The following is a 20856-nucleotide window of genomic DNA, read 5'->3' on the forward strand; positions in this document are numbered from 1 at the left end:
AAATTAGCCTTGTTTAACTGCTTTCATCGATAAGCTGATTCGTTTCAATTTTTCATTTATTTCTAGCACCTGCACTTTCACAACTTGTCCCACTTTGACAATATCTTTTGGATCTTGAATGAATCGATCGGCTAATTGGGAAATATGCACCAAACCATCCTGATGCACGCCGATATCGACAAACGCGCCAAAGTTAGCTACATTCGTGACAATACCTTCTAACTCTATGCCAATTTTGAGGTCTGTTATTTCCTTAATTCCTTCTTTGAAGGTAGCATATTTGAATTCAGCACGTGGATCTCTTCCCGGCTTTTCCAGTTCTGAAATGATATCGCGGAGTGTTGGTATACCAACGGTATCTGTGACATATTTCTTTAGGTCGATCGCCTTGATTTTTTCAGGAATTTGTGTTATTTGAGTCAAGGGTATATTGAGATCTGATGCGATCGCCTCCACTACGCCATAACTTTCAGGATGGACGGCGGTGTTATCCAAGGGGTTATCGCCACCGCGAATCCGCAAGAAACCAGCCGCTTGTTCAAATGCTTTCGGCCCTAATTTTGGCACTTTCATTAGTTCGCGACGATTTTTGAACGCGCCATTTTCGTTGCGATAGGTAACGATATTTTTGGCAACGGTTGGCGTCATCCCAGAAACGAAAGTCAGCAGTTCTTTGGATGCCATATTTAAGTCTACGCCGACATAGTTGACGCAGCTTTCAACTGTTTCATCCAACTTTTTCTTGAGCAACTTTTGATCGACATCGTGCTGATATTGTCCGACGCCGATCGACTTTGGATCTATCTTCACCAGTTCGGCTAAGGGGTCTTGCAAACGGCGACCGATGCTGATAGCGCCGCGCACGGTAATATCGAGATCGGGAAATTCTGCGATCGCAACATCAGAAGCCGAATAAATCGATGCACCAGACTCGTTCACCATCACTTTAATCGGTTGGCGATCGATCGTCGTCAAAACTTCCGAGACAAACTCATCTGTCTCGCGGGAAGCTGTACCGTTCCCAATGGCGATCAGCTGGATATTGTACTTTTCAATCAGCTTTTTGACCGTGTTAGCAGCCTGAGTGCGCTGTGCGGCGGCTTGATGTGGGAAAATAGCGTGGTATTCCAAAAATTTCCCAGTTTCCGAAAGCACAGAAACTTTGCAACCACTGCGAAATCCTGGATCGATCGCCAATGTCGGCTTCATCCCCGCAGGAGAAGACAGTAACAACTCGCGCAGATTGGTTTCAAACGTCTTGATTGATTCCAGATCGGCGTAAGTGTTTCTATCAGTACGCACTTCTGTAATTAGAGAAGTTTTGATCAGACGGTTAAACCCATCTTTGAGCATTTCTTGGTAGAACTGTCGCACTGCTGGCACCTTCGTCTTAATTTCCTGCGACTCCAGATAAGACAACACAAATGATTCATCGAAGGAGACATCCAAATTCAGGATTCCTTCATTTTCACCTCGGAGTAATGCGAGCAAATTATGCGGCGCAATATTTTTGACCCGAATCTGATAATTCCGATACATCTCAAACTTAGTGCTTCCTTCGGGATGCTCATCTTTAATGCGCGAGACGAATTCGCCTTCATCCATCAGATATTCGCGCAGATAAATACGCAATTCTGCTTTTTCTGATACTTCTTCTGCTAAAATATCGGCAGCACCTTTGAGAGCCTCTTCGGCAGTTTTGACATCTTTTTCTTCGGAAATGTATTTGGCCGCTTCTTCTTCCAAAGATACAGGTTTCCCATTGCGAGCGTTCAAGGATTTGATGAATTGTGCCAGCGGTTCTAAACCTTTTTCTCTAGCAATGGTTGCGCGGGTGCGCCGTTTCGGTCTGTAGGGAAGATATAAATCTTCAATTTCGTTTTTCTGTAAGCAGTATTCGATTTTGGCTTTGAGTTCGTCGGTGAGTTTGCCTTGGGACGATATTGCATCCAAAATCGTCTTCTTCCGTTCTTCCAGTTCGGTCAGATAGGTATATTTATCAGAAATGTTCCGAAGTTGGATTTCGTCAAGTCCGCCGGTACGCTCTTTGCGGTAGCGTGCGATAAAGGGAATGGTAGCACCCTCAGCGAAAAGTTCGAGTGCGTTGTTGACTTGCGTGGTATTGACGGCAAGTTCTTGTGCGAGGAGTTGAGGGATATTGAGCATTTGTTCTGGACGTTAGCGATCGCTAGTATATTGGTAAGATGGACAATGCCCACTATACTTATATTACTCTTTACATTATGAATGATAGCTTCAAATCGTTGGACTGCGATGAGGATGTGTTGTTATTTAATCAAGATGCGTACACGGTGGCTAGATTTAGGGAGTTGGTGGAACGGAATATTGGAGATAACTTTGGGCATCGAATGAACCAACAATCAAGCGACAGAGTTATTGATATTTTATCTTGCTTAAAGATTCCTACCAATAACCCAAACACATTTATTAAATTTACCAATATTAATTGGATCTCTGACCGTGAAGGAATAAATTGTAAATTCCTAAGAATGGGTGCTAAAAGTTGGCAAGAAGGAAAACTGAGAATTCAGGCTGATATAGGTTTTGACAATAAGGGAGGAATTAAAATTCAGTTTGTTGTAGAGTTTTGTCCTGATGAACCTCTTGAACCAGAATCACCTCTAGAAGATCTTCGCAAGTTGCTCCAAGATGGTTAGAGTCATTTTAACAAAATTGTGAGGAGCGATCGCTCTTTTTCTTCTAACCCGAAATTCCAGAAAACACTTTAGATAAATCGAGTGACAAATCAGGAAAGTAGGGTAATGCGAATGTTTGATTTGGCAATATAATCTGCTTCATCCTGTAGCCGAAACTTCCTTGCAATTCTTGATAAGGTTGGCTGTAAGCTTCTAAGTGATTTTTAACTAAATTAAATATCCAGTAGTCAGAAATACCCCCCTCGGCATAAAGGGGTATTTTCACATCTTGGTCATATTTTAGTGTGGAGTCAGAAATTTCAATTACCAGCAGAATATCTGATGGATTAGGATGAGCAGATAAGTAATTATCATCCCGTAGCCTGACAATCGCAAAATCTGGTTCAGGTTCGCTGTTTGATGCTAAAACAATGGGATCTTGGCATCGTAGCTTGGCTCGACCCGCTACCAGTCCTGCTAGTTCTTCTAGTAAATTGCTGCAACAAGTTGTATGAAGTGTCCCTTTTGCCGCCATTTGGATAATTTCTCCCTTGATTAATTCAACTCGTTCATTTTCAGTGAAGAATCCCAGTTCTGCTAGACGGTGATATTCCTCAATGGTAAAGCGTTTGGAAGTGGTAAGAGTCATAGCAGTATTTTTATCCAGCTAGCCTGTTTAGATATTATATCGCTGCCAGTCGGATGAAGTACAGGCTATGTGGAGAGATCCCCGACTTCGCAGGAGTTGTCGGGAATCTCTGTACCTCACTCACCCGAAAAGCGCTGTATATCCCTGACAAGGCGATCGGACCCTCTACCAGAAACCCGGTTTCTGCACCCACTTTGACTCGCCAAACGCGATTCACATTCTTTAACATATTTGCCTAATTAACTAACTGAGCGCTAATCTATGTGACTAAGAGTGCGAATTCAGTTTGGGATAAGACTATGGATAGTTTAGATTCTCCATCCCCAGATGCGCGATCGGCTGAGTTACAAGTTTTGGGTGCTGAATGTGACAAGACAGTTCAGATAATATCCCGACTACAAGAACCTGGAATCCTTGAAAATTGTTGTCAAGGAAGTCAAGTAGGTAAAAAATTACCCAACGCTTTATACGTACATATTTCTGCGATCGCAAAACTCGACCCCATGCTACGCCTCCACTACGAGAGATTTTCCCAGATTATCGCCACCGGAATGGATGGCGCAAATATAATCAAATTCCACACAACTGAGCCAAAAATCTCCTATCTTTTCTATCCCGATTTCGACACAGATCCCCATCCCACCTTACGCGCCAGCGTCCAAATTGACCTGCAAAACTCTTGTGGGACAGACCTGCAAAACTCTTGTGGGACAGACCTGCAAAACTCTTGTGGGACAGACCTGCAAAACTCTTGTGGGACAGGCGTCTCGCCTGTCATCAGCTACCGCGATTATTCTAATGCTGAAAATCCTCCCATTCTCCACCGCAAAGAAACTTTTGTCACTCCCGACTATCCCCAATACGCAGAATTTGACCAACTCACCCGCCAAGAAGAAAAATTAGGACTTCTCAACCACACCAGTGTAATTGGAACTCGTAAAGGTTGGTTGCAATGTTTAGAAAATGAAGGTGTTGAAATCCAAGGTCATCGTGTCGTTCGAGCCACCGAGAAAGGAGGGGGAGAGTGGGAGAGTGGGGGAGTGGGAGAAAAGGAAAGCAACCCTAATTACCAATTATCAATTCCTAAAATAGAACGCCACAGAGCCGCAATTGTTCGCAGCGATTTTTCGCGTCCGGTGCGTCTCGCTTTGGAAGCTAACTTATTGAATGATAACACAACTTTTTTTGATTATGGTTGCGGTCACGGTGGTGATGTTACTCGCCTTACCGAACGCGGTTACACCTGTAGTGGATGGGACCCTTATTACTTCCCAAATAATCCTCACAACTCTGCTGATATTGTCAATATTGGCTATGTAATTAATGTTATAGAATTTATCGATGAACGGAGAGAAGCTTTACAAACAGCTTGGGAACTTACCAGTCAAGTTTTACTCGTTTCCGCACAGGTCTTGATTGATGATGAAAAGCAAGGTCAAATTGCTTACGGTGATGGCGCGATCACTCGTCACAATACTTTTCAGAAATATTACGAACAAGAAGAACTAAAAATTTATATTGACCAAGTGCTTGGTGTTGATTCTATTCCGATCGCTTTGGGAATTTACTTTGTTTTTCGAGATGAAACCAAAGCTCAAAACTTTCGTGCTTACCGCTGTCGATCGCGTCTTTATACTCCTAAAATACTCACTGCATTTAAGCATTTTGAAGATTATAAAGATTTGCTAGCATCTTTGATGGCTTTCGTTACGGAACGGGGTCGTCTTCCCGTACCGGGAGAGTTAGCATCGGAGGCGGAGATCAAATTTGAATTTGGGAAAATAAGTCGAGCTTTTCAGGTAATTTTACAAGCTACTGACCAAGAAGAATGGGATGAAATAACGGAAAAACGCCGTTCGGATTTACTACTTTACCTTGCTTTGGGTAAATTTAGCGATCGGCCCAAGTTTCGCTACCTAGCACCTGCCGTTAAACAGGATATTAAAGCGTTTTTTGGTAATTATAACTTAGCTTGCCAAATCAGCGATCGCATCTTATTTAGCTTAGGCGATCTGAGTATAATTGCCAAATGCTGCGAAGAAAGTGCGATCGGTCACAAACGACCAAATGCTTTGTATATTCACGTTTCTGCTTTATCTCAACTCGATTATCGATTGAGAATTTATGAAGGTTGCGCCAGCAAAACGATCGGTCGCATGGATGGCGCAACTTTAATCAAATTTCACACCAACAAACCAAAGATATCTTATTTATTTTATCCATATTTTGATACAGAGCCTCATCCTGTATTATATACAAGTATGCACATCGATCTCAGAGATTTGCACGTTACTTATCGGGATTATGAAGATTTTAAAGATCCCCCAGTTTGGCATCGCAAAGAAACTGTTGTCACACCCAACTATCCGGGTTATGATAAGTTTGCCAAACTCAGCCAGCAAGAAGAAAACAGGGGACTGTTTGACGATTGGAATGCGATCAAAACTATTAAAGGTTGGCAACGCTGTTTAGAGGAACATTGTGCAGAAATACGCAATTATCATTTATACTGGCGAAAAGATGCCGATCCCTACCGGATAAAGTTAGTGCGATCGGCAATCAGAGCAAGGAAAAAGAAGTAATGAATAGCGAGCGCAAATTTAGATTTGCTAATTTTAATTTGATGAGATATAATCTAATCAGAAAAGATACGATAAAATATGTCAGCTAAAGATCGATTTCATGATGTAGCCAAAAAAGCTTTACAAAAAGATAATTGGCAAATTACCCACGATCTTTTAACGCTACAAGTAGACGGTCTTACTGATATGTATGTCGATCTGGGTGCGGAAAAAATTATTGCCGCTCAGAAAGACAGCAAAAAAATAGCTGTTGAAATAAAGAGCTTTTTGAGCGCATCTACGATTTTTGAATTTCATACTGCGATCGGACAGTATATTAATTATCGCTATGCTTTACAAGAACGAGAACCAGAACGAGTTTTGTATTTAGCAGTTCCTCTCAATACTTACAATAACTTTTTTAGCAGATCGTTTATTCAATCCGTAATTCAACGCAGTCAAGTTTACCTCATTGTTTACGACCCCAAAAAGGAGGAAATAGTCCAATGGCAGACTTAGAAAAATATCGTCAATCTATCCAGAAAGTCTTGACAGAATATGCCAAAAAACGAAGTTCAGTTAATGAAAAATTTGAAGCTAAAACTATTTTTGATAAAGAACAAGACCGCTATCAGTTAATTTTCATCGGCTGGCGTAACGAAAATCGAATCTTTGGGCCTGTACTGCATTTTGAGATCGAGAATGAAAAGATTTGGATTCAGTGGAATCGGACAGAAGAAGATGTCGCCGATGAACTCGTGAAAATGGGAGTCCTCAAAGAAGATATCGTACTTGGATTTCAACCCCCGTATATGCGACAATATACGGAATATGCCGTAGGATGAGTAAGTAAAGACAGAAAACTTGGGGATTTGCCGATCGCTCTGGAGTAAGCTACGTCCCGTTAAAATATGACCTACACCCCACCCAAACTACTTAACTTTGAGGAGTTTATCGCCCAATATGGGGATAATACACGCTATGAACTAATTGACGGAGAACTCAGAGATATGGAACCTACTGGTCCTCACGAAGCTGTTGCCGGGAGTATTGCTGGTAGAATCTATGTCGAAATTTTTCGGGCTAATTTCAACTGGTTAGTACCAAAAACTTGTTTGATAAAACCACTATCCGCTCAAGCCACAGCGCTGCGTCCTGACGTAATTGTTTTAGATAAAGCCGAACTTACTCAAGAACCACTTTGGCAAAAAGAACCAGTAATTTGTAACGGTAGTACCATTAAGCTTGTTGCTGAAGTAGTCAGCAACAATTGGCAAGATGATTATGCAAGAAAAGTGGAAGAATACGCTTATTTGAATATCCTAGAATATTGGATTGTGGACTTTCGTGGCTTGGGTGGTATGCAATTTATCGGCAATCCAAAGCAACCTACTTTCACAATCTATCAGTTAGTGAATGGTGCGTACCAGCAACAACAATATCGCTTGGGAGATCCTATCTCTTCTTACCTGTTTCCCAATTTACAACTGAGACTCGACGACATTATGCCGACCTGAAACTCTAGTATCTCAAGTTGCTAGTTACTTGCATTCTAGGTATGTTGTTGCGCTTTAGGGCTCTTATACCAGATTGGCCTAGAGTCCAAAATTCCCCTTTGGGTGATTGACAAACCAAAAAGAGTACAATAGATGCTGAGGGTGCTAATGCGGTTTCCCGCATTAGCGCTCAATTTCAGTGCTTTTGGTGAGGTTAAACTTCAAAAAAGATGAACCAGTTGAATCTCAAGCTCTATTTGGCAACTACCCTCTGGAGTTTGTGGCTGTTTTACCCCAACGCCACCACCGCACAGATAGTTCCAGATACCACGCTACCGAATAATAGCATTGCTATCCCTAATGGCAATACCATCCGCATCGAAGGCGGTACATCTACTGGTGGCAATTTATTTCACAGTTTTCAAGAATTTTCCATCCCCACAGGTACAGAAGCATTTTTCAATAACGGATTAGATATTCAAAATATCTTCAGTCGCATCACTGGTAAGAATATCTCGAATATAGATGGATTAATTAGAGCTAACGGCACAGCCAACTTATTTTTAATTAATCCCAACGGAATTATCTTTGGACAGAACGCGCAATTAAATATCGGCGGATCGTTTATCGGTTCAACTGCCAACAATATTAGATTTATAGATGGCAGCGAATTTAGCGCCACCAATCCAACCGCGCCATCCTTGCTGACAATCAACGTGCCAGTAGGTTTGCAGTTTGGAGCGAATCCAGGTCGGATAGTGAATCGTTCGCAAGCGATCGGCCCCACACCAACCTTACCACCACTGCCCGTAGAAATTCCTGTTTCTAACAAACTTGGTTTAGCAGTAGCTCCTGGTCAAACTTTAGCCTTAATTGGGGGAGATATCCAACTGTTAGGAGGAAATTTAACAGCTTATACGGGACAAATATTACTGGGTAGCGTCAAAAGTCCAGGTTTAGTGCAATTTGAACCAACGGCTTTTGGTGTGAATTTAAACTACAGCAATATTCAGAACTTCGGCAATATTGAAATGAATGGTGCATTTATAAATACCAGCGGATTAGGAGGTGGAAAAATTGACATCAGGGGTGGAAATGTCATCATCAGCAGTTCAGTAATTTATGGACTGACACTGGGAAATATTGATGGTAGAGGTATTGACATTAATGCCCAAAACTTGCGGGCAGAGGGTGGAGCGCAAATATCCACCCTGACACTGGGAAATGGTACGGGGGGTGCTGTGAATATCCGCGCTACCGACTCAGTGGAACTCAGTGGGATTGGAGTTGAGAGTTATCAACAGTTTATCGCTAAGTTTCTGGTATCGGGAACTATCGACCCTTTTGACCCGCAAATTGTTCTCCTTAGTAGCACTGCTGCTTCGGGAAACGCCGGAATTATTACGATTGATACCCCTAGATTGCTGATAGAAAATGGGGTGGGAGCAGGTAGCGCCACTTTAGGTGCTGGCAATGGCGGAAATATGACCATCCGTGCCAGGGTTTTCGATCTGGTCGGTTCTGTCATCAACAGCGGCACATTTCAGGGGAGTACCGGCATAGGAGGAAACATTATCTTTGAGGGAGAAAGGTTCATAGTGCGGGATGGTAGTATTATTACCACCGTCACCCGCAGTCAGGCAGCATCGGGGAATATCGATATTAAAGCGTCTGAATCAGTAGAATTGTTGCGTACACCTGATGGAAGTATTCTGCAAACCAACATCAACACCACCACTCTTGGTTTGGGGAAAGCGGGGGACATTACCATTGATACGAAGCGGTTGATTGCCTCAGAGGGAGCCGGGATTACTTTATCAAGTGGTAGCATTATAGGAGAAAGCTTATTTGCTACGACTGGGGGATCTGGGGGGAATTTAACAATTAGGGCCGCTGAGTCGATAGAAGTGGTTGGTATCTCTGGGGTTTTGGCGAATATGGGTCAGATTCCTAGTTTTCTCGCCACTCAAACCACTACCTCGAATCGAGCAGGCGATATCCAAATTTACACCCCCGTGCTGATCCTGCGGGATGGAGGCATAATTACTGCGGCATCTTTAGGCGCGGGAGATGCCGGAAACGTCACGATTGATGCGGGTCGTGTAGAAGTCATTGGCAGTGGGAATAACGGTCGATTTATTAGTAAAATTGAGGCTTCCGTTGGCAGCGTGTTGACCTTTTCCAATCCCAGCGCTACGGCGAATGCGGGTTCGGTGAATCTGAATGCAAATCGATTAATTGTCCGGGATGGAGCGACGGTCAATGTCCAGGCGTTGTCCACGGGGCGGGCTGGTAATATTAATGTTGTAGGTGATGCTCTAGTTCTCGATAACCAAGGTAGCATTGATGGCAGAACTGCATCCGGTACAGGAGCAAATATTAACCTCCAAGCACGGGATCTCCAATTGCGCCGCAATAGTCGCATCGCAACAGATGCGGGTAATACTACTGGCGGTAACATCAATATTAATACCAATACCTTAGTAGCTCTAGAAAATAGCGATATTACGGCTAACGCACAAAGAGGTTCTGGCGGTAGAGTTAGTATCACTGCACAAGGCATCTTTGGCACTCAATTCCGGGATAGCTTGACCCCACAGAGCGATATTACCGCCACTTCTGACCTTGGTGTCCAGTTCAATGGGACTGTAGAAATCAACACACCGGATGTTGACCCCAGTTCTGGGTTAGTAGAGTTCTCGGCAAATTTCGACGATGTGAGCGCGAGCATTGCCCAAGGTTGTCCAGCTTCAGGGGGAAATCGCTTTGCCGTCGTCGGACGCGGCGGTTTACCCGTCACCCCTTACGACCCCCTCAATAGTTGGTATAACATACCACGAGTGTCTGGTATAGTCGGGGGAGAGCAAGTTCGTAGCAGAGTGATTCTTCCTTCTGTCAATCAACAGTCGCCAATTATCGAGGCGACGGGATGGGCGATCGACGATCGAGGTAGAATAAAATTGGTCGCCCAAGCACCTAGCGTTACCTCCCAAACTCCTTGGAATACTTCACCTGGGTGTCATCTTTAAAGAAGCATTACTCGAATCGATCGGAGAATTTCTATGACCGCTTCCACAGTAGAACGTCTGGACGAACCGATTTTAATCGACGGTTTGACATGGCGCGAATTCAAAGCAGTTGAGCAATTGATCGATCGTCCGGGGTTACGGTTGTCATTTTTAGATGGAGTGCTGGAAATCGTAAAGATGCCTGGTAAGAAACACGAAACTGTTAAGGAACGGATCGGAACGTTACTAGATACTTATTTAGAACTTGCTGGCTTTGATTATACCCCCACTGGGTCTATGACGCTGGAAAGTGAAGTAGAACAAGTAAAACGCGAAGCGGATAAGTCATACGAACTAAGGCCCGATCGCGAACATCCAGATCTCGTTATTGAAGTTACTGTTACCAGCGGAGGAATTAACAAACTGGAAGCATACAAGCGCCTTCAAATTCCTGAAGTTTGGTTCTGGGAAAAAGGAAAGCTGTTGCTGTATGCTCTGGGTTCTGACGGATATGTTGAAATCGAGCGATCGGAGGTTTTACCAAATTTAAATATAGAACTCCTGACTCGTTGCATTAACTTATCCAACCACGTTCAAGCAGTGAAAGAGTTTCGACAAGGAATTAATCTAAGCTGAAACTCAATTTAGAGTGTTTAAAAATAGTTAAACAACTGTATGGCGCAACCATCGCAACTAACAACTCAGACGTTATATAGCCAAGATTATTATCTTTGGATTAAAACAACTATAAACCAACTTCGTGTCGGTCAATTTTATGTCGTAGATATAGATAACTTGATCGAAGAGTTGGAGAGTATGGGTAGAAGCGAGAAGCGAGCAATTAAAAGTTTATTAATTCGACTTCTAGAACATCTATTGAAACTTAAATACTGGGATGCCGAACGAGAACGTAATGAAGGTCACTGGAAAGGTGAGATCCGAACATTTCGGAGAGAAATTAAAGATCGACTGAAAGATAGTCCCAGCCTGAAGCCTTACATCCTAGAAATTTTTGACGAATGCTACGAAGAAGCAAGAGCAGAAGCAAGCGATCGTTCAAAACTTTCGCTCCATACATTTCCGGTAACACCAATTGGATCTTTGGAACAAATTTTAGAGTTAAACTCGTTTCCCGATCATAGCTAGTTCATAAATCGCTCTGTAAAAAAGATAGCGAATAAAAAATGCCCAAAGGTTACTTCTATTTTACTTTTTTATTTTTAATTGTTTTGCTAATTCCACCCAATGTGCAATTCCTTTTTGCGTCGGTTGTCCCGATGAATTGAATGTCCAAATCTCTCTTTTGTGTTGTGGGCTATTACTGATGTGAATTGGTCTATCCGCACCATAATAATATAGAGAATCGAAAGGTAACTTTTGTGATAAAATCCAATCAATTACCCAATCGCTCATCTCCCCCTCGATCGAAAAATCGCAAGACGCTCCCAATCTTTGGCAATAATACTTACCGTTCTTATTCACCTCATGCGCCATATGCTGATCGATATCAGGAGCAACACGACCATTTTTTTGTACCGTCTCCGCATCTTTCTTGTCCAGATATCTCTTCAAATCCTTCGAGCAAAACCCATAAGTCAGGCGAAACTTATCAATTCCGAAAAAATCAATAATTGGCTCTAGAATAAATTGGTATAAATGTTGGAGTGCAGGCAATGTTTCTTCTAAGTTTTCGGGAAAGGGATTGATCTGCTCGGCGTACTTCTGATAAGTATTGCTACAAGTACAAAACTCCTCAAGAGTCAAGTATTTTCCCAGGTGTAATTTTTTCATTATAGATTGACTGCGACATCACAATCAATAATAATGGGTTATGTCTATATTGGGATACTTGGGATGGAAAAGAAACCCGGTTTTTTCAAAAAACCGGGTTTCTGGTCGATCGTTTTGCTTAGCATTCTAGAGGGGATATAATGAATGAAGTAGTAGATTGAACAGGAGCATCTTGAAGGTAAATTATGCAAAAATTTATCACACAATTAAAAGTGCGGCATTACGAAATGGATGCCCTGGGTCACGTTAACAACGCCGTTTATCAGCATTATTTAGAACAGGCGGGGATTGAACATTCCGAATATCTGGGTTTTACAGTAGCTCGCTACCATGAATTAGGTGGAGTGTTCGTGATGCGACGTTTGGAAATTGATTATCTCCGTCCCGCCGTGGCAGGCGATATTCTGGAAATCACTACTTGGTTGCAAGAACTTCGCGGTTCCCGTGCCATCCGTCGTTACGAACTTCGTATCTTAGGAAAAGAAGAGTTAGTGGTGAAAGCAGAAGTTTTGTGGGTGTGGGTGAATTTGGCGACGATGCGCCCAAAAGCTATTCCTCCAATTATGCTACAAGCCTTCCAAGGGACTAAGCCATCTTCTCTCAGCGAACCGCTAACAGCAACAGATATTGGCTAATAAATTATCAGCTAATTGCTAATTGCTTCTTGTTGGCTGTTACGCCAAATCTAACTTTCCTTGCAGATGTACTACTTTACTATTCATGATAAGTTAAGGTGAGGCTCGTGAAGACAAACTTACACTCTCAAGTAATATTTTTCAACCAATTGAACGTACCAAAATCATCCCAGATATTATATCTACAGGACAGCAAACCTAAAAATATCTGGGAGGCAAACGGCATGAATAATCCCATTGGAGGAATATTTGGTACGCTTATGTGGAGTTTATTATGGCTGATTCCCATTCTAGGAATTGCATTTTTTCTATCACGTAGGAAGTTTTAAATAGTGAATGAAATCCTTCTTTAGGTACAAGACGAACAGTTGCTTATCGTGCCATCATCAAATATATGAACAGTGCCGAACGCCTTGCTACTCTCGATCGCATCCGTAAATTCAGCCGCCTGATGGATAGCGCCTTCCGCATCCCAGTGATAGGCTTTCGCTTTGGATTAGACCCCATTATCGGTTTAATTCCAGGTGCCGGAGATCTTGTAAGTACAGCCTTTTCAGCTTACATCATTTTTCTGGCTGCTCGTTTCGGCTTGCCGCCGCAAGTCATGTACAAAATGATATTAAATATCGGTCTAGAAGCTGTAGTAGGTGCAGTACCTCTGGTAGGTGACTTGTTCGATGCCTATTACAAGTCCAATATCCGTAACTTGGAGCTTTTAGAGCGACATCTCATGGTAGTTGAGCCAGAAGTTATCCAGCAAAGCCATTTGGAAACGCCGGATCTAGTTTCGCCAGTTCCGACTACGAAAACCTATCAAAAAGTTAGTTCGTAGCTGGAATTATTGCCTTTGGATATCAAGTCTGGTTAATTATTTTAAATAAATGTAGGTAATAGGTATTGGCAGAAATAACAGCTAATACCTATTATTGAGCATAAGTGCGATCGCAATACCCAGATTTAAAAACCAAGGAGCGGAAGCCACAAACCAAACGATACTAATGGCAACGATCGTAACGGTGAATGCACCCAAAATTTCCCCTGTCTGGCGCTCTACATTTGTGTGCATATAAGTCCAGAAAGTCGTTATAGCCAGCAAAGAGGGAATAAATAGGTGAGTCAGAGTCATAGTAATCATCGTTTTTTTCACTATCAACGAGGGAATGATAGGCGTTAGCGCCGTTAGTGGTAGGTATATTATCGCTTATAGCCTAGTTTTTTGCGATCGCCACTAATCTCTGATTTAGGCACGCTCCTATATTGGGTAGTCTGAGAAGCTTCCCACTTCCTACGCTTGGTTCACCCAACTGGATGAATTTTAGTCTAAATCTGGAGTAGAAGCAATCCCAAAGGCCAGCAAACCCACAAGTTCGCCCACAGCAAAGCCTTGAAACTTTGCCTCCCACCCAAGTAAGATATTAATAATCTAGTAAATCTTTTTTTAGCATAATTTTACAATTTTCACAGAATTTAGTCCCCTTCCCCTTGGAAATCAAACCAACAACCCATCAAATTATTACATAATTCCCTGTTAAAACAAACGTCACAACTATATGTCATATACAACAAATCTTCGTAGCTCACCTCCAAATTATTTAAAGTATTAGATGAGTCATCATTTTCAGAATAATTATCAACAAAATCATCATTTTTAAAATCTTTTCTATCGGCTACTAAAACTTCGTTTTTTTTATTCTCTTGCCATTCTTCTAAATCCAGTATAGATATTGATTTTGGAATTACACCAGATCTGAAACCTCGCTCATTAGGTTGCAAATCTGTCGTAAAAACGCCACACCTTAATTGTTTAATTGGTATTTGCCAATATATACTTAATTTATCCCTAAAATCAATAACTTGATTAATAACCTGATTTCTCTGCTTGTTTCTTCTTTTTTTTGCTGTATCTCCTGTTGCCTGTGTGTCAATATATTTAGTCTCAATCACAAACAGACTGTCTCGATCTGTGAGATAGACCAAATCACACTTTCCTAGATGGGTATTTCCCAAAACATCTGGGGATTGTTCAAACAAAATTAGTTCCTTACATGAAGTAAAATATTTTTGGACGTTAAAAAATAGAAATGCTTGCAATAAAAGTTCTTTATCCTCAGAATAACGACCGCAAACAACATCTTCAAAAAACTTTATATAATCTTCCTGACTTTGGAGAGCTTTGCCTTTACAAAATGAAACAAATTCATTCATACCCATAATTATCAACTCCTTTAAAATTGGGTGAGTGTAAATTTTAATCGTACATTACCCCTAATCCACTATATCACAGTTGAGTGAGGCAAGATTCTCTATACATCACTATGTGATCGCGTCCCAATTTTTTGGCTTGATATGGTAAAATCAGAATAATGGCGATGCGTGTTTGTCAGGAGAAAGAAATGACTATTACTCAAGCTAAGCGCTTTACGCTGGAAGAATATCACAGACTAACAGAAATTGGATTTTTCCATGAAGATGACCGAATCGAGTTAATTAAAGGAGAAATTATTGAAATGGCAGCCAAAGGTACAGCTCACGAAACTTGTCTGAGAAACTTGTTGCGAGAACTACCAAGACTGGTAGGAGATAGAGGAACTTTACAATCTCAGGCTCCGATTATTTTACCGCCGAACAGCGAACCAGAGCCAGATTTTGCTATTCTCCAAAACCGAGAGGATAATTATTTATCGGCTCACCCAAGTCCAGGTGATGTGTTGCTGGTGATGGAAGTAGCAGATTCTTCTATCGATTATGACAAAAATATTAAAATACCCCTCTATGCTGAAGCGGGTATATCCGACTATTGGATATTTAATTTATTCAATAATCAATTGGAAGCTTACAGCGAATCTTATCAGGATAATAAAGGGAAATTTGCATATAAAAATAGGCAAATTGTTTTGCCAAATCAGGTAATAGCTTTGCCTTGTTTTCCTGATTTGTCTTTGGATTTAAGTAGAGTGTTTCCGCCCAAACTGAACGCTTAAACTAACTGGAATGTGAAAAGAAACCGGGTTTCTTGGAGAAACCCGGTTTCTGGCGGCAGTTGAGGCACGAAACTAACCCAAGTTGCTAGTTATCTAGTTGTGGCTGGTATTTGTTAGGTTGTTGCGCTTTAGCGATCTTATTACAACTGGGATAAGAGCGCTAAAGCGCAACAACATACCCAGAAAGTGATGAGCCGCTCACCCGCTGGGGACTCAAGTCCCCAGCTAATAGCGAAAGTCCATTAAAATGGACTGGAAGATTAGTATTAAGTCCACTTGAGTGGACTTAAGCTATTAGCCAGCGATTTGAATCGCTGGCGGGCCTCAAGCGAAGTCAGTGGCTTTGTGTACAATTAAATTCCGATCGATTCGCCAACAATATCATTGATTCTCTTGACTTTTCTAGCCCCTATTACACTTGACTGAGGCACGATTCGCTGCACATTACAATGCGATCGCGTCCTAAGTTTTTAGCCTGATAAAGTGCCCTATCGGCCCCTGCAATCAATTCCTTTGGGGAAATGTCAGCAGTCGGAATCAGACAAGCCACCCCAGCGCTGAGGGTAATACAATCGCTGACTTCTGAAGCGAAATGAGGAATCTGCAAATCTTTGACTCTGATTTGGATTTCCTTTGCCACTCGCAATGCCCCTTTGAGATCGGTGTTGGGCAAAATTACCGCAAATTCTTCTCCTCCATAACGGGCAACTAAATCGGCAGGGCGCTTCACTGCCCGCTGGATAGCTTTAGCAACCAGTCGCAAACATTCATCCCCTGCTTGATGACCGTAGGTATCGTTATAGGATTTGAAAAAATCGATATCGCACAAAATTAGAGACAGCGGTTGTTTGTCGCGAGCTAAAATCAGCAATTGCTGTAGCAAATACTCATCAAACCTGCGCCTATTAGCTATATGAGTTAAACCATCGGAACTGGCTAGGCGCTGCAACTGTTCGTTTGCGGCTTGCAACTGTTGATAAAGTTCCGCTTGTTGAATGGCGATCGCTAACTGATTCGCCAGATGTTTCATTAACTCAATCTCCAAAGGCTGCCATGCCCTGAGTGTCCCACACTGCTGAACCATCAACAGTCCCCACAACTGTTCTCCTTGCAGAATAGGAACCTCCAAGTTGGCTTTTACGCCCCAGTTTCTTAATAATTCGATGTGGCAATTGGGAAAATTGGCGGCAGTAGAAATATCTTCTATAGCTCGAATGTTACCCTGCTGATAATAAGAAAAATTACCATCTCTGAGGCAACAGTCTGGGATGTTCGCTCCCAGTATAGATGTGCAGTTAGAGGCCAGAGATTCTACGGCCACATTGCCTATCTTGACGATATTGCTGTCTTTGTGCGTATTGGGCCCAAAGCGGAAAATGATCGCGCGATCGGTCCCTAGAAACTGTCGCACTTGCGTCACCGCAGTGTTGAGAACTTCACTGAGATTTAGCGACTGGCGGATGTGCTGAGTAATTACCCCCATCAGCCGCTCCCGTTCAGTTTGCAGCCGCATTGCTTCTTCCGTCCACTTGCGTTTGCTGATATCTTGAGCTGTTCCCAGAATTTGTTTGGGCAAACCCTCAGCCGTTCTAGCGAAAACGATTTCCCGGCTGTGAAACCAGCACCATTCACCCGATCGATGCTTGATTCGATATTCCCTCTCCAGAATATCACCATCTTGTGCAATAGTGAACTTTTCCTGGTGTGCAGAAACTTGCCATAAATCTTCTGGATACATCAAGTCAGGAAATAACTGCGACCCCATTTGTTGAATCTCTTCAGCTGTATAACCCAGCAATAAATCCACTTGGCGATTGATATAGATATTCCGCTTTTCTATCAAGTCATAGATGTATATAAGACAAGGCGTGGCATCGGCAATTGTTTGAATAAAATGCTGGCTTTCTCGGAGTGCCTCCTCTACCTTTGTGCGTTCCTTAATCTCTTCCAAAGCCCGATCTCGCATGGCGCGGTAATCTTGGATACGATAAGTCAGATCCGTAACATCCTCGATTACGAAAAGGGCATAGAACGATTTTGGATTATTAAGCTGTTGGTGGGATTCGACAATATCTGACTCACAAGCTGCATTGCCCAATCGAAAATCGCATTCGCAGGCTCTGCTTAGCAACGAGCCAAATCTAAAATCGGGTGCAGGTACAGTAGTTACAGTTGTGTGCTGGATGCGCCACCGTCCATCCGCCATCTGAGCGGGAATAATCGACTTGTGAAGCTGAGAAGAAAAAATAGTTGGGGGTCCACCTTCAAAAATCTGCTTCAGTCTATGGGCGTACTTAGGCTGATGCAGATGAGGAAAATAGATGCCAATATCCTTTAAGAGAATTTCGCTTCTAGAAATTCCCGTCCAGTCTTCCAGACATCGGTTCCAAAAAAGAACGCTAAAATCTTCTCGGAGAACGCAAACTCCTTCGGGAACCCGATCAAGAATGCCAAACTCTTTCTGGGCTGCCTGGATCTCGTTCATTATCACCCTCAAAAGCTAGGTCAATGGCCTTTAGCATAGCGTCGAAGGAACCCACTTTAAAAATTACAACAATATCTCCAGCAATTTGCAGTTGCTCGATGATAAAACGGGTATGTGCCAAGAAAACGCTGGCCTTGGCATCAAGCTGCTTTGAATTGACCAACTTGTCAATCCTACCTTCTACATAAGTGGGCAGTGAGTATTCCAAGTGTTGTACTAAGACGTTACTCAGGGAACCCATAATGCCGTTGAGAACAATATTGCCTACTTCAAGCAAGGTTCCTATTTTCACAGAATCCAGGTCAGGAGTGCCCGCAGTTTCACCTGTGAGAACTTCCACGAGGGTAGATGCACTTTCCGTCGGAAAAATTAGCTCGGCAGTGCCAGCAAACGAGCCAGAGAAGTTCAAGCCTACTGTGGAAAGTAGATCTCCATTGAATCGTATTTCGAGATCCGGTTGCAACTCTTGTGGGGAAAGCACTTTTATATAAGGGATACGCAGGCAAATCGGGGAACCGATCATCTCGTTTAGCACGCCAGCGGCTCTGCCCACGCCAATATTCACCAACTCCTGCAAAACATCTACCTGGTCAACTGTTAGGTTCATATATCCCTTCCTGGGTGGCAACCCCGATCGCTTTTTTGACCCAATGGCGCAGTTCCTCTGGTTTGGGGATCTTGTTAAGAACTGTTAACGCTCCCAGTTCTAAGCATTCAGCGCGAGTGGTTTGCTGAACATCCGCCGTCACTACAATTGTCGGAATCTGCAAACCTTCGTCCCGCAGCGCCAGAAGCACTTGTCGCCCGCCCATTTCCGGCATTAAGAGGTCTAACACTATACACTCTGGGTTGTGGGTGCGAATCATCTGTAGACCTTGTAGTCCGTTCGGCGCTTCCAGGATGGTATGTCCTTCTGCTTTCAGGATTTTCTGGAGCATCTTGCGAATGAAAGCTGCATCTTCTACGATTAAAATCAATGCCACTATTTCTTTTCCTCAAGTTTTTTTAATTTAAGTAAATTTCTGTAATAATACAGCAAAGTGAATCGTAGTGACTACAGCAGTTAGTCATAATGGTTAACATAAATTATTAATTCCATGCCATCAGGTAGAGATTTGCTGGCGCGATCGCTACTTTTACCATTTATTTCTTACGGCTTTTCATCAACTTTTTTAAGCCTAACACAAAAGTCTAAACCAATTGTAATTTATTTACCGCAATTTTATTTTAAAATAAAATTAGTACTAATTCAAGTTCCTAGTTACTTGCTTTCTAGGTACGTTGTTGCGCTTTAGCGCTCTTATCCCAGTTGTAATAAGAGCGCTAAAGCGCAACAACGTACCTACTAACTACTAAATGCCTTACCTGAAAAAGCACCTAGAGACTACAAAGTTGTTATACTTTCTGATATTAATGGTGCAAAGGTGAACGCTCGCTTTACCTTTGATCGGTAATTTTTGGAGATTGGAAACGGTCTATGAAACACTTAGTCACAACATTTGGTATAATTTCAACCCTCCTGCTTGCACAAGGTTGTTCGTCAACGGTTAAATCTGGAGAAGCAGTTAAATCTGGAGAAACATCTGACTCTATTGCAATAAAGCAGCATGAGGGTCATTTAATGGATAAAGGCGAAACACCTGTTGTTGCATCCGATCCTCATGCCGGACATTCGATGCACAATAATATGGAGCAGGCGAATAATTCAGCGCAAGCGAAGGCGTTATTTAGCGATCGCAAAAATATCCAACCGAATCAGCCTGTTGTGCTTGGTATTAATATTCAAAACTCCAAGGGGAAGGCAATTACCAAGTTTGACACCTTTCAGGAAAAAATCATGCACCTGATTCTTGTCAGCGACGATCTTCAGTTTTTCAATCACCTTCATCCCACTTATAAACAAAATGGACGTTTTGAAGTAACGGCTAATTTTCCGCGATCGGGCCAATATACTTTCTTCGCCGATTACAAACCATCTGGGCAAAACGAACAAGTCTCGGTATTGAAAAAAGGAGTCCCCGGAGCCACTCCATCTGCCCCAGCAATTGACCTGAATACTGCTAAGACTTTTGGAGATACCAAGGTGAATATCACCTTTTCCAAACCCAAACTCAAAGCTGGTGAAGAAGTACACACGATATTTAAACTCAAAAATACTTCTAACAATCAACCAGTTACAAACTTGCAGCCTTATTTGGGAGAGCGAGGGCATTTAGTCATAGTAAAACATTCATCAAACTTGACGAAAGCAAATTATATTCACGCTCATGCAATGAAACATGACTCTGGGGGAGAAGTTCATTTTATGACTAAATTCCCTCAACCGGGAAAATATAAACTCTGGGGACAGTTCAATCGTAATGGAAAAGTTGTCACAACGGATTTTTGGGTAAATGTTCAGTAGCTAAATCGCAGTTGCAATTGTACAGTCAGGTAAGTTGTTGCGCTTTAGCGCTAAAGCACAACAACGTAGCCATTATCCATTCTGAACAAGAACCTATGGAACGTAATATCGTGTTCGGTTACATCGTTAGTACATGAGTGATATCGTCAAATTGTCTGTTTTCATCGTTGGTTAGGTTTTTACCACAGA

The 20856-nt window shown here is 42.3% G+C and carries 20 protein-coding genes; 12 read left to right on the plus strand and 8 right to left on the minus strand.

Annotated elements, in window-relative coordinates; all coding sequences use genetic code 11:
• Positions 1-3 precede the first annotated feature (3 nt).
• On the minus strand, positions 4-2166 hold the full coding sequence (locus LAY41_RS01635; RefSeq protein ID WP_249093387.1) for a Tex family protein: 2163 nt from the start codon (positions 2164-2166) through the stop codon (positions 4-6).
• Between the two features lie 38 nt (positions 2167-2204).
• Between LAY41_RS01635 and LAY41_RS01640 the strand changes: the two genes are divergently transcribed.
• Positions 2205-2678: a KGK domain-containing protein gene (locus tag LAY41_RS01640; RefSeq protein ID WP_249093390.1), complete on the plus strand. Its 474-nt coding sequence runs from the start codon at positions 2205-2207 to the stop codon at positions 2676-2678.
• Between the two features lie 43 nt (positions 2679-2721).
• Here LAY41_RS01640 and LAY41_RS01645 read toward each other — a convergent pair whose 3' ends face one another.
• Positions 2722-3306 carry a Uma2 family endonuclease gene (locus LAY41_RS01645; RefSeq protein WP_249093393.1) on the minus strand — a complete coding sequence of 195 codons (585 nt, stop codon included), beginning with the start codon at positions 3304-3306 and terminating at the stop codon, positions 2722-2724.
• A gap of 299 nt (positions 3307-3605) precedes the next feature.
• Here LAY41_RS01645 and LAY41_RS01650 point away from each other — a divergent pair, with 299 nt between their 5' ends.
• From LAY41_RS01650 to LAY41_RS01680, 7 genes are all read left to right on the plus strand, one after another.
• Complete coding sequence (locus LAY41_RS01650; protein ID WP_249093396.1) at positions 3606-5888, plus strand: DNA phosphorothioation-associated putative methyltransferase; 2283 nt, start codon at positions 3606-3608, stop codon at positions 5886-5888.
• 78 nt (positions 5889-5966) lie between these two features.
• Complete coding sequence (locus tag LAY41_RS01655) at positions 5967-6386, plus strand: XisH family protein (protein WP_249093400.1); 420 nt, start codon at positions 5967-5969, stop codon at positions 6384-6386.
• Positions 6374-6712 (plus strand): XisI protein, encoded by a 339-nt coding sequence (locus LAY41_RS01660; protein WP_249093402.1) that lies wholly within the window; start codon positions 6374-6376, stop codon positions 6710-6712. Before LAY41_RS01655 ends, LAY41_RS01660 begins: the two co-directional genes overlap by 13 nt.
• Before the next feature lie 66 nt (positions 6713-6778).
• Positions 6779-7384, plus strand: a complete 606-nt coding sequence (locus LAY41_RS01665; protein WP_249093405.1) for a Uma2 family endonuclease — start codon at positions 6779-6781, stop codon at positions 7382-7384.
• 209 nt (positions 7385-7593) lie between these two features.
• A complete protein-coding gene (locus LAY41_RS01670; protein ID WP_249093407.1) occupies positions 7594-10392 on the plus strand; it encodes a two-partner secretion domain-containing protein in 2799 nt (932 codons plus the stop codon).
• A 33-nt stretch (positions 10393-10425) separates the two neighbouring features.
• Positions 10426-11007: a Uma2 family endonuclease gene (locus LAY41_RS01675; RefSeq protein ID WP_249093410.1), complete on the plus strand. Its 582-nt coding sequence runs from the start codon at positions 10426-10428 to the stop codon at positions 11005-11007.
• 39 nt (positions 11008-11046) lie between these two features.
• Entirely contained in the window at positions 11047-11517 is a 471-nt protein-coding gene (locus LAY41_RS01680) for a DUF29 domain-containing protein (RefSeq protein ID WP_249093414.1), read from the plus strand.
• Positions 11518-11577: 60 nt separating this feature from the next.
• On the opposite strand, the gene LAY41_RS01685 is transcribed toward LAY41_RS01680, so the two are convergent.
• Positions 11578-12162, minus strand: a complete 585-nt coding sequence (locus LAY41_RS01685; protein ID WP_249093416.1) for a hypothetical protein — start codon at positions 12160-12162, stop codon at positions 11578-11580.
• 185 nt (positions 12163-12347) lie between these two features.
• Between LAY41_RS01685 and LAY41_RS01690 the strand changes: the two genes are divergently transcribed.
• Positions 12348-12797 (plus strand): acyl-CoA thioesterase, encoded by a 450-nt coding sequence (locus tag LAY41_RS01690; protein ID WP_249093418.1) that lies wholly within the window; start codon positions 12348-12350, stop codon positions 12795-12797.
• Positions 12798-13191: 394 nt separating this feature from the next.
• Positions 13192-13629 carry a DUF4112 domain-containing protein gene (locus LAY41_RS01695; RefSeq protein WP_249093421.1) on the plus strand — a complete coding sequence of 146 codons (438 nt, stop codon included), beginning with the start codon at positions 13192-13194 and terminating at the stop codon, positions 13627-13629.
• An 81-nt stretch (positions 13630-13710) separates the two neighbouring features.
• Here the strand turns inward: LAY41_RS01695 and LAY41_RS01700 are convergent, their stop codons facing one another.
• Together LAY41_RS01700 and LAY41_RS01705 are read right to left on the minus strand one after the other, a co-directional pair.
• Entirely contained in the window at positions 13711-13932 is a 222-nt protein-coding gene (locus tag LAY41_RS01700; protein ID WP_249093423.1) for a hypothetical protein, read from the minus strand.
• A 332-nt stretch (positions 13933-14264) separates the two neighbouring features.
• Positions 14265-15008 carry a hypothetical protein gene (locus LAY41_RS01705; protein WP_249093425.1) on the minus strand — a complete coding sequence of 248 codons (744 nt, stop codon included), beginning with the start codon at positions 15006-15008 and terminating at the stop codon, positions 14265-14267.
• A 182-nt stretch (positions 15009-15190) separates the two neighbouring features.
• Between LAY41_RS01705 and LAY41_RS01710 the strand changes: the two genes are divergently transcribed.
• Positions 15191-15778 (plus strand): Uma2 family endonuclease, encoded by a 588-nt coding sequence (locus LAY41_RS01710; RefSeq protein ID WP_249093427.1) that lies wholly within the window; start codon positions 15191-15193, stop codon positions 15776-15778.
• Between the two features lie 412 nt (positions 15779-16190).
• Here LAY41_RS01710 and LAY41_RS01715 read toward each other — a convergent pair whose 3' ends face one another.
• From LAY41_RS01715 to LAY41_RS01725, 3 genes are read right to left on the minus strand one after another with little or no spacing between them, the layout of a single operon-like run.
• The gene (locus LAY41_RS01715; RefSeq protein WP_249093429.1) at positions 16191-18263 is read right to left on the minus strand and encodes a sensor domain-containing diguanylate cyclase; all 2073 of its coding nucleotides are present in this window, start codon (positions 18261-18263) and stop codon (positions 16191-16193) included.
• Positions 18220-18870 (minus strand): chemotaxis protein CheC, encoded by a 651-nt coding sequence (locus LAY41_RS01720; RefSeq protein WP_249093432.1) that lies wholly within the window; start codon positions 18868-18870, stop codon positions 18220-18222. The genes LAY41_RS01715 and LAY41_RS01720 overlap by 44 nt, the downstream gene beginning before the upstream one ends.
• A complete protein-coding gene (locus tag LAY41_RS01725; protein WP_249093434.1) occupies positions 18854-19246 on the minus strand; it encodes a response regulator in 393 nt (130 codons plus the stop codon). The genes LAY41_RS01720 and LAY41_RS01725 overlap by 17 nt, the downstream gene beginning before the upstream one ends.
• Positions 19247-19740: 494 nt before the next feature.
• On the opposite strand from LAY41_RS01725, the gene LAY41_RS01730 reads away from it, so the two are divergent.
• Entirely contained in the window at positions 19741-20667 is a 927-nt protein-coding gene (locus tag LAY41_RS01730; protein WP_249093436.1) for a hypothetical protein, read from the plus strand.
• Positions 20668-20856 lie beyond the last annotated feature (189 nt).

This window comes from Argonema galeatum A003/A1 (assembly GCF_023333595.1).
Lineage (GTDB): Bacteria > Cyanobacteriota > Cyanobacteriia > Cyanobacteriales > Aerosakkonemataceae > Argonema > Argonema galeatum.

What these genes read in the sequence shown, in the direction of transcription:
- LAY41_RS01695 (WP_249093421.1), top strand. Translation starts at nt 13,192, where the DNA reads ATGAACAGTGCCGAACGCCTTGCTACTCTCGATCGCATCCGTAAATTC.
- LAY41_RS01730 (WP_249093436.1), top strand. Translation starts at nt 19,741, where the DNA reads ATGAAACACTTAGTCACAACATTTGGTATAATTTCAACCCTCCTGCTT.
- LAY41_RS01675 (WP_249093410.1), top strand. Translation starts at nt 10,426, where the DNA reads ATGACCGCTTCCACAGTAGAACGTCTGGACGAACCGATTTTAATCGAC.
- LAY41_RS01665 (WP_249093405.1), top strand. Translation starts at nt 6,779, where the DNA reads ATGACCTACACCCCACCCAAACTACTTAACTTTGAGGAGTTTATCGCC.
- LAY41_RS01685 (WP_249093416.1), bottom strand. Translation starts at nt 12,162, where the DNA reads ATGAAAAAATTACACCTGGGAAAATACTTGACTCTTGAGGAGTTTTGT.
- LAY41_RS01645 (WP_249093393.1), bottom strand. Translation starts at nt 3,306, where the DNA reads ATGACTCTTACCACTTCCAAACGCTTTACCATTGAGGAATATCACCGT.
- LAY41_RS01660 (WP_249093402.1), top strand. Translation starts at nt 6,374, where the DNA reads ATGGCAGACTTAGAAAAATATCGTCAATCTATCCAGAAAGTCTTGACA.
- LAY41_RS01640 (WP_249093390.1), top strand. Translation starts at nt 2,205, where the DNA reads ATGGACAATGCCCACTATACTTATATTACTCTTTACATTATGAATGAT.
- LAY41_RS01680 (WP_249093414.1), top strand. Translation starts at nt 11,047, where the DNA reads ATGGCGCAACCATCGCAACTAACAACTCAGACGTTATATAGCCAAGAT.
- LAY41_RS01650 (WP_249093396.1), top strand. Translation starts at nt 3,606, where the DNA reads ATGGATAGTTTAGATTCTCCATCCCCAGATGCGCGATCGGCTGAGTTA.
- LAY41_RS01710 (WP_249093427.1), top strand. Translation starts at nt 15,191, where the DNA reads ATGACTATTACTCAAGCTAAGCGCTTTACGCTGGAAGAATATCACAGA.
- LAY41_RS01720 (WP_249093432.1), bottom strand. Translation starts at nt 18,870, where the DNA reads ATGAACCTAACAGTTGACCAGGTAGATGTTTTGCAGGAGTTGGTGAAT.
- LAY41_RS01655 (WP_249093400.1), top strand. Translation starts at nt 5,967, where the DNA reads ATGTCAGCTAAAGATCGATTTCATGATGTAGCCAAAAAAGCTTTACAA.
- LAY41_RS01715 (WP_249093429.1), bottom strand. Translation starts at nt 18,263, where the DNA reads ATGAACGAGATCCAGGCAGCCCAGAAAGAGTTTGGCATTCTTGATCGG.
- LAY41_RS01705 (WP_249093425.1), bottom strand. Translation starts at nt 15,008, where the DNA reads ATGGGTATGAATGAATTTGTTTCATTTTGTAAAGGCAAAGCTCTCCAA.
- LAY41_RS01690 (WP_249093418.1), top strand. Translation starts at nt 12,348, where the DNA reads ATGCAAAAATTTATCACACAATTAAAAGTGCGGCATTACGAAATGGAT.
- LAY41_RS01700 (WP_249093423.1), bottom strand. Translation starts at nt 13,932, where the DNA reads ATGATTACTATGACTCTGACTCACCTATTTATTCCCTCTTTGCTGGCT.
- LAY41_RS01670 (WP_249093407.1), top strand. Translation starts at nt 7,594, where the DNA reads ATGAACCAGTTGAATCTCAAGCTCTATTTGGCAACTACCCTCTGGAGT.
- LAY41_RS01635 (WP_249093387.1), bottom strand. Translation starts at nt 2,166, where the DNA reads ATGCTCAATATCCCTCAACTCCTCGCACAAGAACTTGCCGTCAATACC.